A 17,019-nucleotide genomic window follows, 5' to 3' on the forward strand; every position below is an offset into this window, starting at 1 on the left:
ATGAAAAAAAATGGAATAATAAACAGTCAACTATCAAGATTAATTGCAGAAATGGGTCATAAAGACAGTCTTGTTGTTGCAGATTGTGGCCTGCCAATTCCACCGACTGTTGAAAGAGTAGATTTATCATTAACAAAGGGTTATCCAAAATTTATAAAAATACTTGAAGCTACTTTAGAAGATTTAGTTGTTGAAAAAGCAATTTTGGCTTCAGAAATTAAAGAAAAAAGTCCTGAATTAGAAGCAAAAATAATAGAGATGCTTCCGACAGCAGAGATTGAGTATATTTCACATGCTCAATTTAAAAAGGAAACAAATAACTCCAGGGCAGTAGTTCGCAGTGGAGAAATTACTCCCTATGCAAACATCATTTTAATATCAGGAGTTGATTTTTAAATGGGAGCAGAAAAAGTACTTGAAATGAAAAATATTACTAAAACTTTCCCTGGGGTTAAAGCTTTAGATAAAGTTAATTTTTCTCTTAAAAAGGGAGAAGTGCATGCTTTACTTGGTGAAAATGGTGCTGGCAAATCAACTTTGATGAAAGTTTTGAATGGTATTCATCAACGAGACGAAGGTGAGATCATTTTAAGAGGTAAATCAGTTGAATTCAATGATACAAAAGAAGCTCAAAATGCAGGACTTGCAATAATTCACCAGGAGTTAGAATTAATACCACATCTCAATGTTGCAGAGAATATATTCCTGGGACGTGAAGAAAAAAAAGGAGTTTTTATAGATTATAAAAAACTCTATCAAAATACAGAAGACGTATTAAATATGCTGGGAGTAAATATTGATCCGAAGTCAAAAATTAAGGACCTAAATATTGGTAGTCAGCAGATGGTTGAGATTGCAAAAGCTGTTTCGCAGGATGCTGAAATTCTGGTAATGGATGAACCTACTTCCTCTCTAACAAATCAAGAAATTGAAATATTATTCAAATTAATTGAGCGTTTAAAGGATCAGGATATTGCAATAGTTTATATTTCTCATCGTTTAGAAGAAGTTTTTGAGATATGTGATCGGGTTACAGTTTTAAGAGATGGAGAATTTGTTGGTGAGGTAGAAACTGTAGAAACTGATGAAGATGAATTAATAAATATGATGGTGGGCAGAACAATTGAAGATCGTTTTCCTAAAATGGAATTTAATCCAGGAGAAGAAATTTTAAAAATTGATAATTTATCGGTACCCGATGAAATCATTAATGCATCTTTTTCTCTGCGTAAAGGAGAAATATTAGGTGTTGCAGGATTAATGGGATCTGGAAGAACTGAATTAGCTAAATCTATTTTTGGAGTTTTTAAAACCAAAACTGGTGGAATTTATTATAAAGGAGAAAAAATAGAAATTAATTCACCAGCTGATGCGATAAATAAAGGGATTTATTATTTAAGTGAGGATCGTAAAGATGAAGGTTTAGTACTTAGTCTTTCGGTTGCTAACAACATTAGCATTTCTATTTTAAAGCAAATGTTAAAAGCTAATACTTTTATTAACTCAGCTTCTGAAAAAGAACTTGCTCAAAAATATATTAATGATTTAAATATAAAGACTCCTTCAGAAAAGCAACTAGTTAAAAATTTAAGTGGAGGGAATCAGCAGAAGGTTGTTATTTCTAAGCTCTTATCAACAAAGCCAGAAGTAGTAATTCTTGATGAACCAACAAGAGGAATAGATGTGGGAGCCAAAAGAGAAATATATAATTTAATGCAGGAGTTAATTGATAAAGAGGTTGCTGTAATTTTAATATCATCAGAACTACCTGAGGTATTAAATTTAAGCAATAGAGTTATAGTAATGCACGAAAAGGAAATAATGGGAGAACTGGATGCCGCTGAAGCAGATCAAGAAGCTGTAATGAAGCTGGCAACTGGAAGGAGGAGTCAGTAAATTGAATAATCTTAATAATAATATAAACAAAAAAAATGTTATAGAAATTTTAAATAAATTTAAAACTGGTATTGGACTTTTAATTTTAGTTACTGTTTTATCTTTTATGAGTCCTTATTTTTTAACAATACCTAATCTACTAAACGTAGTGAGACAGGTTTCAATTATTGCAATAATATCTTTTGGTATGACAATGGTAATTTTAACCGGAGGTATTGATCTTTCAGTTGGTTCAATGCTTGCTTTCTCGGGAGCAGTAACTGCTGGAATGATTGTTAATTCAGGTCTTAATGTATTTGTAGCTATTTTGATTGGTCTGGCGGCTGGTACAGCGCTTGGCTTATTTAATGGAATTGCAGTTGCCAAAGCTAAATTACCAGCATTTATTGTAACTTTAGCAATGATGACAGTAGCCCGAGGTTTTACTCTGATTTATACAAATGGACGGCCTATTTCAGGTTTTGATGAAACTTTTAGATTCTTTGGTGCTGGCTATTTGGGTAGAATTCCAGTTCCAGTTATTATTATGTTTATACTTTTGTTTATAATATATATTTTACTAAAAAAGACACCATTAGGCCGCTACATTTACGCAATTGGTGGTAATGAAAAAGCAACTAAATTATCAGGTATTAATACAGATCGAATAAAAATAGCAGTTTATGCTTTAAATGGTTTTTTAGCTGCAGTCAGTGGAATTATTCTAACTTCAAGATTAAATTCAGCCCAACCGATGGCTGGAGAAGGTTATGAGTTAGATGCAATTGCAGCTGTTGTACTTGGTGGAACCAGCCTCTCAGGTGGTAGTGGGGGCGTAGTTGGTACAATTATTGGTGCTTTGATTATAGCGGTTTTAAATAACGGTTTAAATCTCTTAAATGTATCATCATTTTATCAGTTAGTCGCTAAAGGTGCTGTTATTCTGCTTGCTGTCTTCTTAGATCGTAAGAGTCAGCAGCAGTAATAATATAGATTAAGAAAAATACTCCAAATAGGAGGTGATCTTTTCACCAGCTTCTTTTTGACAGAATTCATTAAAAGAATTAAATTCAAGGAGGAATAAAAAAATGAGAAAAATTATTGTATTAGCTTTATCTTTAATGTTGGTAGTCGGACTTTCTGTAGGTGCTGCAGCTCAGGATATTAAAATTGGTTTGGCTGTATCTACCTTAAATAACCCGTTCTTTGTTGACTTAAAAGATGGTGCTGAAGCTATGGCAGAAGAAATGGGAGTAGAAATTTTAACAGTTGATGCTCAGAATGATGCAGCAGCTCAGTTGAGCAGTGTTGAAGACTTATTAATTAAACAGATTGATGTTTTAATTGTGAATCCTGTTGATGGCAATGCTGTAGTTTCTGCAATTACAGCTGCTAAGGATGCAGGAGTACCTGTAATCACAGTTGACCGTGCAGCAGAAGGTATTGATGTTACAAGTCATATTGCTTCTGATAACGTTGCTGGTGGAGAAATGGCTGGAGACTTTATTGCTGAGCAGTTAGGTGAAGAAGGTAATGTTGTAGAACTTCAGGGTATCCCTGGAACCTCTGCTGCAAGAGATAGAGGTAAAGGTTTTAACCAGGCTATGGATAAATATTCTGGTATGGAAGTAATAGCAAGACAGCCTGCTGGTTTTGATCGTGCAGAAGGTATGACAGTTATGGAAAATATCTTACAGGGTAATCAAAACATTGACGCTGTATTTGCTCACAATGATAACATGGCTTTAGGTGCAATGGAAGCTATAGCAGCAGCTGGTCGTTCTGATGAGATTATGATTGTTGGTTTTGATGCTATTGATGATGCAAGAGAAGCTGTAAAAGAAGGAGAAATGGCAGCTACTGTTGCTCAAAAGCCAGGATTAATGGGTGAAATGGCAGTTGAAACAGCAATTAAGGTAGTAAATGGAGAAGAAGTTGCTGAATATACTCCAGTACCTTTAGAATTAATTACTGAGTAAATAAATTTAATTAAAACTAATCAGAGATAAAAAAATTAACAAACAAAACCCTTCCAAATTTTGGAAGGGTTTTGTTATGTCTATGTGTATTAAATTAATGATATTTGTATTTAGGTAACTAAATTATATATAATGTAAATTAGAAGCTTTAGTTTAATATAAGGAGATGGTTATGTGAAAGTTTTTCAAGCAATGACAAAAGATCCTATGACATTGACCCCAGATAGTACAATAAAAATGGCTGCTAAAATTTTCTATAATAATAAGATTGATGGAGCGCCAGTGGTTTCTAAAGAAAAAAAGGTTATTGGTATTTTTACAAAAAGCCATATTATGAAATCTTCTATCGAAGGTATAAATACTAATAATAAAATTGAAACCATAATGACAAAGGATGTTATTACAGTCAGCAAAAATCAAAGTCTGGAAGAAGTATGGAATATTAAAGTTGGAAGACTTCCTGTAGTTGATGATAATAATAAATTAATTGGTATTTTAACAAGAACAGATCTTTTAACCAATTTTTCTGATAAATATAAAAAAATTGCTGAAAAGTATAATGCAATATTTAACTTTACTCATAATGGAATTATAAGTGTTAATTTAGATTCTAAAATAGTTAGTTGTAATCAAGCTGCAAAGAATATGTTAGAAAAGAAACAGGAAGATTTAGTTGGGCAAAAACTCACAGATTTAATTCCTGATAATGGTATTAAAGAAGTCATAGAATCTCAAACTAAAAGTTTAAGTCAAAAGGTTAAATATAAAGATAAAACTTTTTTAACTAATCGGAGCCCTTTATATAAAGATGGAAAAATAGATGGTGCAATCTCAGTTTTTCAGGATATTTCTGAATTAGAAGAAGTTTCAAAAGAATTAAATTATGTTAAAAACCTTAATAAAGAGTTAGATGCCATTATAGAATCTGTTTCAGATGGTATTTATATAACAAATGGTAATGGTGATACACTAAGAATAAATAGTAGTTATGAGAAAATAACTGGAATTAAAAGTGAAGAAGTTCTTGGTAAAAATATGAAAGAACTTGTGGAAAATGGTGTTTTTTCTGAATCAGTAACTTTTAAAGTTTTGGAAAAAAAAGCACCTGTTAGTGTAATGCATGAAATTAAAACTGGTCAAAAAGTTTTGAGCACAGGTCATCCAGTTTTTAATGACGAGGGTAATATTGTAAGAGTAGTAACTACTGCCCGTGATGTTAAAGAGTTAAATCATTTAAAACAAGAGCTGAATGAAGCAAAAAAATTAAGTGAAAAGTATTATTCTGAATTAGAGAAATTAAGAAAGCAACAAATTCAAATGGATGATATTATATTTAAAAGCAATAAAATGAAAAATATAATCGATTTATCTATTCAGATGGGTAGAGTAGATTCTACTATATTCATAACAGGAGAATCTGGTGTTGGAAAAGAAGTTGTTGCAAATGTTATTCATGAATCTAGTGAACGGACTTCAGGTTCTTTAATTAAAGTAAACTGTGGTGCTATTCCTGATAATTTATTAGAAGCAGAATTATTTGGTTATTCTGAAGGTTCTTTTACAGGGGCTAAAAAAGGTGGGAAGCCTGGAATGTTTGAACTAGCTGACGGAGGGACATTGTTTTTAGATGAAATTGCTGAATTACCATTAAATTTACAGGTTAAATTACTTAGAGTTTTACAGGAAGAAGAGATTATAAGAGTTGGCGGAACAAATACAATAAAGATTGATGTTAGAATAATTGCTGCTACAAATCAAGATCTAAATAAAATGTTAAAAAAAGGAGAATTTAGAGAAGATTTATTTTATCGTTTAAATGTTGTTCCAATTAACATTCCACCTTTAAGAGAGCGGAGAGAAGATATTAGTCAGTTGATTTATAAATTTCTAGATGATTTTAATAAAAAATATAAAAAAAATAAAAAAATAACACTTGATACAATTAATTTTTTAGAAAATTATGAATGGCCTGGCAATGTGCGAGAATTAAAAAATCTAATCGAGAGATTTGTTGTCATTTCTGAAGAAGATACAATTGACTTAAACTTTTTACCCAATACAATTTATAACAAAAAAGAAAAAAATAACTACTATTTAAATGAAATTATGCCTTTAAGGAAAGCTATTGCAATAGCAGAAAAGTCTTTATTAGAAAAGGCTTTTTCAAAATTTGATACTACTTATCAAGTAGCAAAAGTTCTTGAAGTGAGTCAGCCAACTATAGTTCGAAAAAAAAAGAAATATGATATAAAATAAACCTTGATTCATTATTGAATCTAATAATACAAAAATGAATCAAGGTTTAAGTTTGTCAAAACAGGATTCATAAATAAAAAATCATAAAAAAAAGCATAATGATTCAAAAATGAATCGAAATCCGACAATTTAATCAATTTTATGGATTAAAAATATTTTGAATATATATAATTTAGCTAAAAAAATGACTAAAAAGTTTTTTTTAACTAAAAATGCATATTATTATACAAAAAAAGAATGAAAAACACAGTTTTAAGGGCTTTGGCACGAATTATGCATTTTATTAAGAGTGAGTGATTAAAATATAAATTTCAAAAAAGGAAGGTGTTAAAAATGAAAGGTAGCAAGTATGGAACTCACAGAGTAATTAAAAACAAAGGAGATTTACCACAACCAGCAGAAAAAATTGACAATAATATGGAAATTTATGATAATGAAATTTTGATAGAGGTAAAAACTCTTAATATTGATTCAGCAAGTTTTACTCAGATTAAAAAGGAAGCTGGAGGAGATGAAAAACAAATTGAAAAAATTATGCAGAGAATTGTAAATAATAGAGGTAAACATCACAATCCAGTTACAGGTTCTGGAGGAATGTTAGTTGGAATTGTTGAAGAAATCGGTGAAGATCTTAAAGGGAAGATTGAACTGGAAGTTGGAGATGAAATTGCAACTTTAGTATCTCTTTCTTTAACTCCCTTATTAATTGAAGAGATTTTAGAGATAAGAAAAGATACAGATCAGGTAGATATTAAAGGAAAGGCAGTTTTATTTGAAAGTGGAATTTATGCTAAACTTCCAGAAGATATGTCCAGAAACTTAGCTCTGGCTGTTTTAGATGTTGCAGGCGCACCAGCTCAGACTGCTAAGTTAGTTGAGCCAGGAGACAGTGTACTAATTATTGGTGCGGGTGGAAAATCCGGAACATTATGTTTACATGAAGCTCAAAAGAGAGCTGGAATTTCAGGTAAAGTAATTGCTCTTGAATATAGTCAGGAAGGTTGTGAAAGAGTAGAAAGTTTAGGTCTTGCAGATGCGATCATCCAGGCTGATGCTACAAAACCAACTGAGGTCTTAAATAAAATTGAAGAAGTAACAAATGGAGAGTTGGTAGATCTAACAATTAACTGTGTTAATATACCAAATACTGAATTGTCATGTATTTTAGCAACTAAAGATAGTGGTAAGGTTTATTTCTTCAGCATGGCTACAAGCTTTACAGCAGCTGCTTTAGGTGCCGAAGGTGTTGGTAAAGACACAGAAATGTTAATTGGTAATGGTTATACTAAAAACCACTCAGAAATTGCACTTCAGGTGCTTAGAGAAAATGAAGATATAAAAGAACTTTTTGAAAAGATTTATCTTTAATAATAAATCTACATATAAATGAAAAAAGGTACTTTCAAAGGTGAATACAAAATGAGTTTATTAAAGCAGATTCAGGAAGAAAAAATCAAATCAGTATCTATTATAGGTATGGCTAAAAACACTGGAAAAACAGTTACTTTAAATCATCTTTTAAAGTTGGCTGAATTGTCAGGGAAGCAGACTGCTCTGACAACTATCGGTCTTGATGGTGAAGATAAAGATAAAGTAATGGATAATCCAAAACCTAATATACTAGTTTTGGAAAACACAATAATTGCAAATGCAAAAAAACTACTTTTAGAAAGTGATCTCAACTTTGAAATTTTAGCAGCTACAGGGATTGAATCTCCTCTGGGAGAAATAATCATTGCCAGAAATAAAGAAAGAGGTTTTATTAAACTCAGTGGTCCAAGTTCTAAAAATGACCTGAAGCTGATCAAAAAAGAATTTTTGAAATATAGTCCTGATTTGATCTTAATTGATGGTGCATTGGACAGAAGATCTTTTTCGTCTCCCGCCTTAACTGATGCGACTATTTTGGCCACAGGAGCGGTTGTTGCAAATAATCCCAGTTCTATAGTTAATAAAATAAGTTATCAAAGTGAACTTTTTAAAATCAAAAAAAGTCGAGATCAAAAAATTAATAAAATTATCTCAGGAATTTCGCAGGGTGTTAAAGTAGTGATAATAGATAAAGATTATCATAAGAAAATTCTGGATTTGAAAACAATTTTAAATAATATGGAAGAGGTTATTAACCATATTGATAAAGATACGAAGGCTGTTTATTTTAATGGTGCCCTGGTAAATGACATGATAAATACTTTAATTAATAAATGTGCTTTTATTAATCAATTTGAAATTGTTGTTAATGATGCTACTCATATCTTTATTAGCCCAATGATTTTTAATAGATTCAGTGCTAAAAAGGGTAATATTAAAGTAAAAGATGAAATTAATCTTTTAGGAATAACTATTAACCCCTTTTCGCCAAATGGAACTTACCTTAACCCTTTAAAACTATTGAGAAAAATATCTGATGCTGTAGCTCCTATACCCTGCTATGAAGTAGTTTTAAATAAAAAAAGTTCTGCAAAAGGAGTTGAAGATATTGAAATTTTTAAATGATGAAATCTCAAAAAGTATAGGTTTTAAAGAGATTTGGCAGAGTATTGAGCCTGTTTCTGAGTTAGGAGTAAGAGCAAAGAAAAAATTTGTTCCTTATTTACCCAAAGAGGAGCAGGAACTTAAAACTGAGCTTGAAAAATTGGGGATATTAATAAATATAATTACTGATAACAACTCAGAAATTCATAAAATTAAAAATTTATTAATTGATGTAAAAAATATCTATGGCATAATTAATCAGAGTCGAAGCAAAAAAACTATTTTAGATGATGTTGATATTTTTGAAGTCAAAAACATAATAATTCAGAGTAATAAAATCAAAGAAATAATTCAGAAATTAAAGCTAAACAATTTATTTGAAAAAACTTTTAAAGAGGTCCCTGATCTGCTATCTTTTCTGAGCCTAGGCCAGAATAATAGTGAGAGTTTCTATCTTTCAAACCAATATGATGAAGATCTTGAGCTAATCAGAAAAAAACGTCAAAAACTTGAAAAAGAATTAATTGGAGAAAAGAATGATTTAACTTCAGAAATTGAAAAAAAATGCAACCGCCATTTTTCATTGGATAATAAACTAAGCGTAAGTAAGAATGATCAGGATGTCATTGAGTATTTAAAAGGATCAGATAAAGTATCATTGATGAGTGAAAACTTTGCTGTATTAACTTTTAAATTAATTGAGACTGAAACGATTTCTGAATTAAAAAGTAAGATTACTGAAGTAAAAAAAGAAGAAGAGATTAAGAAAAAACTTGTTAGAAAAAAAATAACCAATGAAATCCAAAAACATTCTCTAAGTCTATTAGAAAATCTTGATAATATAGCTTACTTAGATTTTATGATAGCCAGAGCTGAATTTTCTATAGAAAATTCAGCTGTTAAACCTAAAATAACTTCTGAAAAGTTGATAAAGATTAAAAATGGGAGACATTTAGTAATTGAAAATGAATTAAATAAAAAAGGTACAGAATTTACTCCAATTGACCTTAAATTCAAAGAAGGTTCAACATTAATTACAGGGCCTAATATGGGGGGGAAAACCGTTAGCTTAAAGCTAATTGCACTTTTAACAGTGATGGCTCAATACGCTCTTTTTGTGCCTGCAGATAATTTTGAATTTAATCTCCGCAATTATATATATTTTAGTTTAACTTCAGATGATATTAAAAGTGGTTTAAGTAATTTTGGTACAGAGATTAGAAATTTAAAATATGTTGTTGCTGCAGGGAATGATAAGGGATTAATTTTAATTGATGAGATTGCACATGGTACTAATCCTGCTGAGGGTTATGCAATTGCCTATGGAATAATTAAAAAACTGGACACGATGAATTCAATTTCAGTTATTACTACTCATTATCAGAGGTTGGCCAATAAATTGGAGATTACACATTTTCAGGTCAAAGGATTAGATAAAGATCTCTTAGATAAATATCATAATCATATTAGAGAAAAGGGAATAGATATTTTAAATAAATGTATGGATTATCGACTTGAGAGGGTAAAAAGTAAAAGAGATTTTCCTCAGGATGCAATTTGCATTGCAGGTTTGTTAGGCTTTGATCAAGAAATTTTAGTAACAGCAAAAAATATTATGAATAGTGATTCAACTGGAGGGATTGAAAATAATGGTTAAGAAGATGTTAGATCTTGATAAAAATAAGATTGATAAAGCAAGAGAAGCTGCTCATGAAATTACTATGGATATCCAGAAAGAAATCGACTTAAATACTACAACCAGTGTTGAAAGAACTGTTGCCAGATTTTTTGGGATCGATGGTGTTAATGCTGAAGAAATTCCACTGGCAAATGTTTTAGTAGATCAATTAAAACAAGAGGGAGAATTAAATCGCGGTTTAGCTTTCTGGTTAGGAAATGCTATGGCCTATCACGATCTAGATGCACAGGAAGTAGCCGAAGAGGTTACAAAAGGCAGTTTTAAGCTGACTGAAATACCACTTCAGGATGAAAAGGAAGTAAAAGAATTAATTGATGTTAAAGCAAAAGAAATGATTGATTTAATTAAAAAGAATCGTCAGGATAGAGAAGACTATATTGGTAGACTTGGTGAGGGCGAAAGCCCGCAAAAATACGTTATAGTTGCAACAGGAAATATCTATGAAGATATTGAACAGGCTAAATCAGCTGCAAGACAGGGAGCAGATATTGTTGCAGTTATTAGAACAACAGGACAGAGTCTTCTTGATTATGTTCCCTATGGTCCAACCAAAGAAGGTTTTGGCGGTACATATGCTACTCAAGAAAACTTTAAAATTATGAGAGAAGCCTTAGATGAAGTTGGAGAAGAGGTTGGAAGATATATAAAATTAGTTAATTACTGTTCCGGACTCTGCATGCCAGAGATAGCTGCTATGGGGGCTATTGAAAGACTTGATATGATGTTAAATGATGCGATGTACGGTATTCTTTTTAGAGATATTAATATGAACCGTACCTTTATTGATCAGTATTTTTCTCGGATGATTAATGCATTTGCAGGTGTAATTATTAATACAGGTGAAGATAATTATTTAACAACAGCTGATGCTTTTGAGCAGGCACATACTGTTTTAGCTTCAGATTTCATTAATGAACAGATGGGACTTCAGGCAGGATTAAGTGAAGAACAATTAGGTTTAGGTCATGCTTTTGAAATGAATCCAGATATCGAAAATGGATTCTTATATGAAATTGCTCAGGCTCAAATGATCCGCCAGATTTTCCCTAACTCACCTTTAAAATATATGCCTCCAACAAAGTATATGACTGGAGATATTTTCAAAGGACACTTACAGGATGCGTTATTTAACTTAGCTTCTGTAATGACAGGCCAGGGAATTCAGCTTTTAGGTATGTTAACTGAGGCTATTCATACTCCTTTCTTAAGTGAAAGAGCACTGGCATTGGAAAATGCTGAATATGTAATGAATAATGCCCGTGATTTAGGTTCTGAGATCGAATTTAAAGAAGATGGAATTATTCAAACAAGAGCTCAAACTGTTTTAGAAGAAGTTGTAGAAATGCTTGAAGATGTAAATAATAAAGGCCTAAAAACTGCAATTGCAGATGGTGATTTTGCTGATGTTAAAAGACCGATCGATGGTGGTAAAGGTGCTGATGGTGTAATTAAGAAAAGCAAAGATTACTATAATCCTTTCTTAGAAATGATGCGGAATGAATTAAGTAAATAATTATGATATAAAGAGGTGTTATAAATGGAACTGGATATGAAAAAAATTAAGCCTTACGGTGATACTTTAAATGATGGAAAAGTTCAGATGAGTTTTACCCTTCCCATTCCTGCAAGTGATGAAGCAAAAGAAGCAGCAAAAAGATTAGCAGAAAAAATGGGAATGACTGATGTAGAGATTCCTCACATGAAAGATTTACACAACTTCTCTTACTTTGTGATTTATGGAAGTCTTGAGCACACTGTAAATGTTGAGGAAATTGATATTCCAAAGGTAAATGAAGAGGTAATGGATTATTACGAGATTAATGATTTTATTGAAGAAAATATCGGCAGAAACATTGTTGTAGTTGGGGCTTGTACTGGTACAGATGCTCATACAGTAGGACTTGATGCAATAATGAATATGAAAGGTTATGCTGGGGAATATGGATTAGAAAGATATCCTAAAATAGATGCTTATAATTTAGGTAGTCAGGTTCCAAATGAAGAGCTGATTGCAAAGGCAATAGAATTAGATGCAGATGCAATTTTGGTTTCACAGGTTGTTACACAAAAAAATGTTCATATTAAAAACATGACCGAACTAATTGAATTAATTGAAGCAGAAAACTTAAGAGATAAAATGATCATTGCTGCTGGTGGGCCGCGTATTGATCATGAACTTGCCACAGAATTAGGTTTTGATGCTGGTTTTGGTCAGGGATCTTTATCACCAGATGTAGCAACTTTTTTAGCTAAAAGAATAGCAAAAAGTGTTTAGTAACAAAGGGGGTGATTGAGGAAGAATCATTAGTGCTTCAGAAATAATAATTAAATAAGATTATCAGAGAGAATACGAGTACCTAAGAACAAATGATATGTTTAAATTACAAACAAAAACACTAGGAGGATTAAAATGTCTGAAAGTAAACTTGATAATGTAAATCAGAAGAAAGTACCGAGCTTTTCAAGTGTCATATTTGTATTTTTATATTTAATTATTTCAATGGGGATTTCAGTATTGTGGCTTGATATTCCAATACATATAACTCTAGTATCAGCTGCGATTGTTGCAACTATAGTAGCAATGTCTCAAGGTTATACCTGGGATGAAATTCAGGATGCAATTTTACATGGATGTAGTATAGCAATGCTGCCTATGCTAATCTTGATGATTATTGGTGCAATTATTGGTGCCTGGATCTCTGCAGGAACAATCCAGACAATTATTTATTATGGTCTGCAGTTGATTAGTCCAAGATGGTTCCTGGTTGCAGCAGCACTAATGTGTTCAATAACCTCTTTAGCTACAGGAAGTGCCTGGACAACTTCTGGTACAATTGGTGTTGCTTTAATGGGAATTGGAGCTGGTCTTGGAGTTCCTGCTGGAATGACAGCTGGTGCAGTTGTTTCTGGTTCTTACTTTGGTGATAAAATGTCACCTCTATCTGACTCTACAAACCTGGCAGCAGCAGTAGCAGAAGCAGATCTATTTGATCATATAAAGCATATGGTTTATACAGTTGGACCTGGTTTATTACTCTCGCTTATTGCTTATGCTGTTTTAGGAGCTCAGTTTGGTGGAAGTACAATCGATCCAGTTCAAATGTCAGTGATTAATGAAACTCTCACAGGTTTAGAACAGAACTTTAACTTAAGCTTGTGGTTATTAATTCCACCAGTTGCAGTAATTATTATGGCTGCAAAGAAAGTTCCAGCTCTAGCATCACTAATTATTTCAGCACTTATGGGTGCAGTATTTGCTTTGATTTTCCAAGGTGCTTCAATTCACGAAGTAACTCAGGCTATGAACTGGGGCTTTGTTTCAGAAACAGGTATTGAATCTGTAGATTCTCTCTTAAGTCGTGGTGGAATGCAGAGCATGATGTGGACAGTTTCTCTTGGATTTATAGCTTTATCTTTTGGTGGTATTTTAGAAAAGACATATATGCTGGAAGTTATCTTAAATAAAATTCAGCCAGCAATCAAAAACACTGGAAGTCTTGTTATTACAACTTTGCTTGGAAGTTTAGCTACAAACTTCTCAATGGCAAGTCAGTATATGGCTATTATTATTCCGGGTAGAATGCTTGCTCCTGCCTATAAGAGATTAAACTTAAAAACTAAAAACTTATCTAGAGCTCTTGAGGATGGGGGAACAGTTTTCGCTCCCTTAGTACCATGGAGTTTATCAGGTGCTTTTTCAGCTGGGGTTTTAGGTGTTGCGACATTAGACTATGTTCCTTATGCATTTCTTTGTTTCTTTGTTCCTATTATTTCTGCAATTTATGGAATGACCGGATTTACTATGGAAACAGAGGATAAAGAAATTACAGAAGATAGAGATGTCAAAAAAACAGTTAGCAAATAATTATTAGAAAATAAATAATAATCTAATAATAAAACAAAAAAAGAGTCAGCAGAATAAATATAATTATAAATAAGATAAAAATATTAATTGACTTAGAAATCAAAAAAATATTTTTAAGCATAGTTATTTTGCTGACTTTTAATTTAATAATCTTGAAATTATAATTAATACTTTATTAAAATATATAACTTTAAAAAGGAGAATGAAAATGAGTAAAGCAATGATCAGAATGAGAATGAGTTCAGCTGATGCACACTATGGTGGTGGGTTAGTTGACGGAGCTAAAATGTTAGAATTATTTGGTGATGTTGCTACTGAACTATTAATTCGTCAGGATGGTGATGAAGGTTTATTTGTTTCATACACTAATGTAGAATTTACTGCTCCTGTTTTTGAAGGAGATTATATAGAAGCAGTTGGAGAAATAGTTAAAGTCGGTAATAGTTCCAGAAAAATGGAATTTGAAGCTAGAAAAGTTATTACTTCACCAGACAATAAAGAACTAGCTGATTCAGCCAGAGATGTTTTAGATGAGCCTGTTGTTGTAGCAAAAGCAAAAGGTGTCTGTGTTGTTCCAAAAGATAAACAAAGAAATTAGGGGGTAAAAAGTGGATAAATTAATTATTACTGCAGCTTTAACAGGAGCAGAAGTTACTAAAGAAATTCAGCCCAATCTACCAATAACAGCTGAAGAAATTGCTGTTGAGGCAGAAAAAGCATATGAGGCAGGAGCAGCTATAGTACATGTTCACGCTAGAGAAGATAATGGCTCTCCAACTCAGGATATTGAATATTATAAATCTATAAAAGAAGAAATTGGAAAAAGATGCCCTGTAATTTTTCAACCCTCCACTGGAGGAGCAACCTGGCATACAGCAGAAGAAAGATTACAGCCAGTTGATTTAAAACCTGAAATGGCAACTTTAAGTACAGGAACCTGTAACTTTGGTGATGATGTTTTTATGAATTCCAAAGAGTATATTGTTAAATTTGCCAAAAAAATGAAAGAAAATAGAGTGAAACCAGAAATTGAAGTTTTTGAACCTGGGATGATTGCTAATGCTGAATATTTAATAAAAAATGATTTAGTGTCAACACCACTTCATTTTGATTTTGTACTTGGAGTTCCCGGAGCAATGCCTGCTTCAGCAAAAAATTTAGTTTTTATGGTTGGAAGTATTCCTGCAGGATCTACCTGGACTGTAGCTGGAATTGGCAGACATGAAACTCCTCTGGCTATGATGGGAATTGCTATGGGAGGACACGTTAGAGTTGGCTTTGAAGATAATATCTATTATAAAAAAGGTGAAATTGCAAAAAGTAATGCTCAATTAGTTGAGAGAGTTGCAAGAATGGCAAATGAATTAGGAAGAGAAGTTGCCACACCAGATGAAGCAAGAGAAATTTTAAATCTTAAATAATTTAATGTTGAAAGGAGCTTTGAAATGAGTAAAATTATTTCATTAGAAAAAGCAGCTGCAAAAGTTGAATCTGGAAGTAGAGTTATGATTGGAGGCTTTTTAGCTTGTGGTACTCCAGAAAAAATTGTAGATAAATTAATTGATAACGGAGTTGAGAATTTAACAATTATTGCTAATGATACATCTTTCCCAGATAGGGGACTCGGAAAGTTAGTTTCTAATAATTGTGCGAAAAAAGTAATCGCAAGTCATATTGGTACAAATCCTGATACTGGGGAAAAAATGAATGATGGCAGTATGGAGGTTGAATTAGTTCCCCAGGGAACCCTTGCAGAAAGAGTAAGAATAGGGGGAGCAGGTCTTGGTGGATTCTTGACACCAACTGGTGTAGGAACCGTAGTTGAAGAAGGTAAAGACGTAATAGAAAGCAATGGGGAAAAATATTTATTAGAACTTCCAATCAAAGGAGATGTAGCACTGGTTAAAGCCTGGAAAGCTGACAAAAAAGGTAATCTGATTTACAGAAAAAGTGCCAGAAATTTTAATCCTTTAATTGCTAAGGCTTGTGATACTGTGATTGTAGAAGCAGAAGAAATTGTAGAAGTTGGAGAAATTGATCCTGATCATGTAATGACTTCTTCAATTTTTGTAGATTACATCGTAAGAGGTGATAATTAAAATGGATGTTAAAGAAAAGAAAGAAATTATAGTTAAAAGAATAGCTAAAAGTTTAGAAGATGGTGATGTTGTTAATTTAGGGATAGGGATGCCAACTTTAGTTGCTAACCATATTTCAGATGAAATAGATATAATGCTGCAGTCAGAAAATGGATTTCTCGGTTTGGGGCCAAAACCTGAAGCAGGTAAAGAAGATAAAGACTTAACTAATGCTGGGGGAGAAGCAGTCAGTGTAAAAGATGGTGCTATGTTTTTTGATAGTGCAGAATCTTTTACAATTATCAGAGGCGGCCATGTTGATAAAACAATTTTAGGAGCACTTCAAGTAGATGCTAAGGGTAACTTAGCTAACTGGATGATACCTAATAAAATTGTTCCCGGTATGGGAGGGGCAATGGATCTTGTGGTAGGTGCAAAAGAAGTAATTATTGCTACACTTCAGACTACAAAACGAGGGAATTCAAAAATTTTAGCAGAGTGCACTCTTCCACTAACAGCAAAAAAAGAGGTTGATTATATAGTTACAGAAATGGGTTATTATAAGATTGAGGATGAAAAATTAATCCTAAAAGAAATAAATCCTGATTTTACTATTGAAGAAATAAAAGAAGCAACAGATGCAGAATTAATTGTAGCAAAAGATTTAAAGGAAATGATTTATTAAAATCAATCTTTATGATAGCTAAAATATTAAATACAAGAAAACAATCTGTATTTATCTGAAACAATAATTAATTTCCTAAAACTATAAATCTATAATCAAAGGAGATA

The 17,019-nt window shown here is 32.1% G+C and carries 15 protein-coding genes; all 15 read left to right on the plus strand.

Going from position 1 to position 17,019, the window contains the following annotated elements; genetic code table 11:
• Positions 1 to 396, plus strand: coding sequence for a D-ribose pyranase (rbsD, locus tag HSACCH_RS01130; RefSeq protein ID WP_005487216.1), 396 nt, complete (start codon positions 1 to 3; stop codon positions 394 to 396).
• On the plus strand, positions 397 to 1,896 hold the full coding sequence (locus HSACCH_RS01135; RefSeq protein WP_005487217.1) for a sugar ABC transporter ATP-binding protein: 1,500 nt from the start codon (positions 397 to 399) through the stop codon (positions 1,894 to 1,896).
• A gap of 1 nt (position 1,897) precedes the next feature.
• Positions 1,898 to 2,860, plus strand: a complete 963-nt coding sequence (locus HSACCH_RS01140; RefSeq protein ID WP_005487218.1) for an ABC transporter permease subunit — start codon at positions 1,898 to 1,900, stop codon at positions 2,858 to 2,860.
• 103 nt (positions 2,861 to 2,963) lie between these two features.
• Positions 2,964 to 3,854, plus strand: a complete 891-nt coding sequence (gene rbsB / locus HSACCH_RS01145) for a ribose ABC transporter substrate-binding protein RbsB (protein ID WP_005487219.1) — start codon at positions 2,964 to 2,966, stop codon at positions 3,852 to 3,854.
• A 192-nt stretch (positions 3,855 to 4,046) separates the two neighbouring features.
• Complete coding sequence (locus tag HSACCH_RS01150) at positions 4,047 to 6,110, plus strand: sigma 54-interacting transcriptional regulator (protein WP_235043977.1); 2,064 nt, start codon at positions 4,047 to 4,049, stop codon at positions 6,108 to 6,110.
• Positions 6,111 to 6,443: 333 nt separating this feature from the next.
• Complete coding sequence (gene kdd, locus HSACCH_RS01155; RefSeq protein WP_005487223.1) at positions 6,444 to 7,478, plus strand: L-erythro-3,5-diaminohexanoate dehydrogenase; 1,035 nt, start codon at positions 6,444 to 6,446, stop codon at positions 7,476 to 7,478.
• Between the two features lie 51 nt (positions 7,479 to 7,529).
• Positions 7,530 to 8,606, plus strand: coding sequence for a lysine 5,6-aminomutase reactivase subunit KamB (gene kamB / locus HSACCH_RS01160; protein WP_005487224.1), 1,077 nt, complete (start codon positions 7,530 to 7,532; stop codon positions 8,604 to 8,606).
• On the plus strand, positions 8,590 to 10,242 hold the full coding sequence (gene kamC / locus HSACCH_RS01165; RefSeq protein WP_005487226.1) for a lysine 5,6-aminomutase reactivase ATPase KamC: 1,653 nt from the start codon (positions 8,590 to 8,592) through the stop codon (positions 10,240 to 10,242). The genes kamB and kamC overlap by 17 nt, the downstream gene beginning before the upstream one ends.
• Complete coding sequence (gene kamD, locus HSACCH_RS01170; protein WP_005487227.1) at positions 10,235 to 11,797, plus strand: lysine 5,6-aminomutase subunit alpha; 1,563 nt, start codon at positions 10,235 to 10,237, stop codon at positions 11,795 to 11,797. The genes kamC and kamD overlap by 8 nt, the downstream gene beginning before the upstream one ends.
• A gap of 24 nt (positions 11,798 to 11,821) precedes the next feature.
• Positions 11,822 to 12,559 (plus strand): lysine 5,6-aminomutase subunit beta, encoded by a 738-nt coding sequence (gene kamE, locus HSACCH_RS01175; RefSeq protein WP_005487229.1) that lies wholly within the window; start codon positions 11,822 to 11,824, stop codon positions 12,557 to 12,559.
• A gap of 135 nt (positions 12,560 to 12,694) precedes the next feature.
• The gene (gene nhaC / locus HSACCH_RS01180; RefSeq protein WP_005487235.1) at positions 12,695 to 14,149 is read left to right on the plus strand and encodes a Na+/H+ antiporter NhaC; all 1,455 of its coding nucleotides are present in this window, start codon (positions 12,695 to 12,697) and stop codon (positions 14,147 to 14,149) included.
• A gap of 208 nt (positions 14,150 to 14,357) precedes the next feature.
• Positions 14,358 to 14,747, plus strand: coding sequence for a 3-aminobutyryl-CoA ammonia lyase (gene kal, locus HSACCH_RS01185; RefSeq protein ID WP_005487236.1), 390 nt, complete (start codon positions 14,358 to 14,360; stop codon positions 14,745 to 14,747).
• 10 nt (positions 14,748 to 14,757) lie between these two features.
• Positions 14,758 to 15,570 carry a 3-keto-5-aminohexanoate cleavage enzyme gene (gene kce, locus HSACCH_RS01190; protein ID WP_005487237.1) on the plus strand — a complete coding sequence of 271 codons (813 nt, stop codon included), beginning with the start codon at positions 14,758 to 14,760 and terminating at the stop codon, positions 15,568 to 15,570.
• 24 nt (positions 15,571 to 15,594) lie between these two features.
• Positions 15,595 to 16,248: a CoA transferase subunit A gene (locus HSACCH_RS01195; protein ID WP_005487238.1), complete on the plus strand. Its 654-nt coding sequence runs from the start codon at positions 15,595 to 15,597 to the stop codon at positions 16,246 to 16,248.
• A 1-nt stretch (position 16,249) separates the two neighbouring features.
• A complete protein-coding gene (locus HSACCH_RS01200; protein ID WP_005487239.1) occupies positions 16,250 to 16,912 on the plus strand; it encodes a 3-oxoacid CoA-transferase subunit B in 663 nt (220 codons plus the stop codon).
• Positions 16,913 to 17,019 lie beyond the last annotated feature (107 nt).

This window comes from Halanaerobium saccharolyticum subsp. saccharolyticum DSM 6643, assembly GCF_000350165.1.
GTDB lineage: Bacteria > Bacillota > Halanaerobiia > Halanaerobiales > Halanaerobiaceae > Halanaerobium > Halanaerobium saccharolyticum.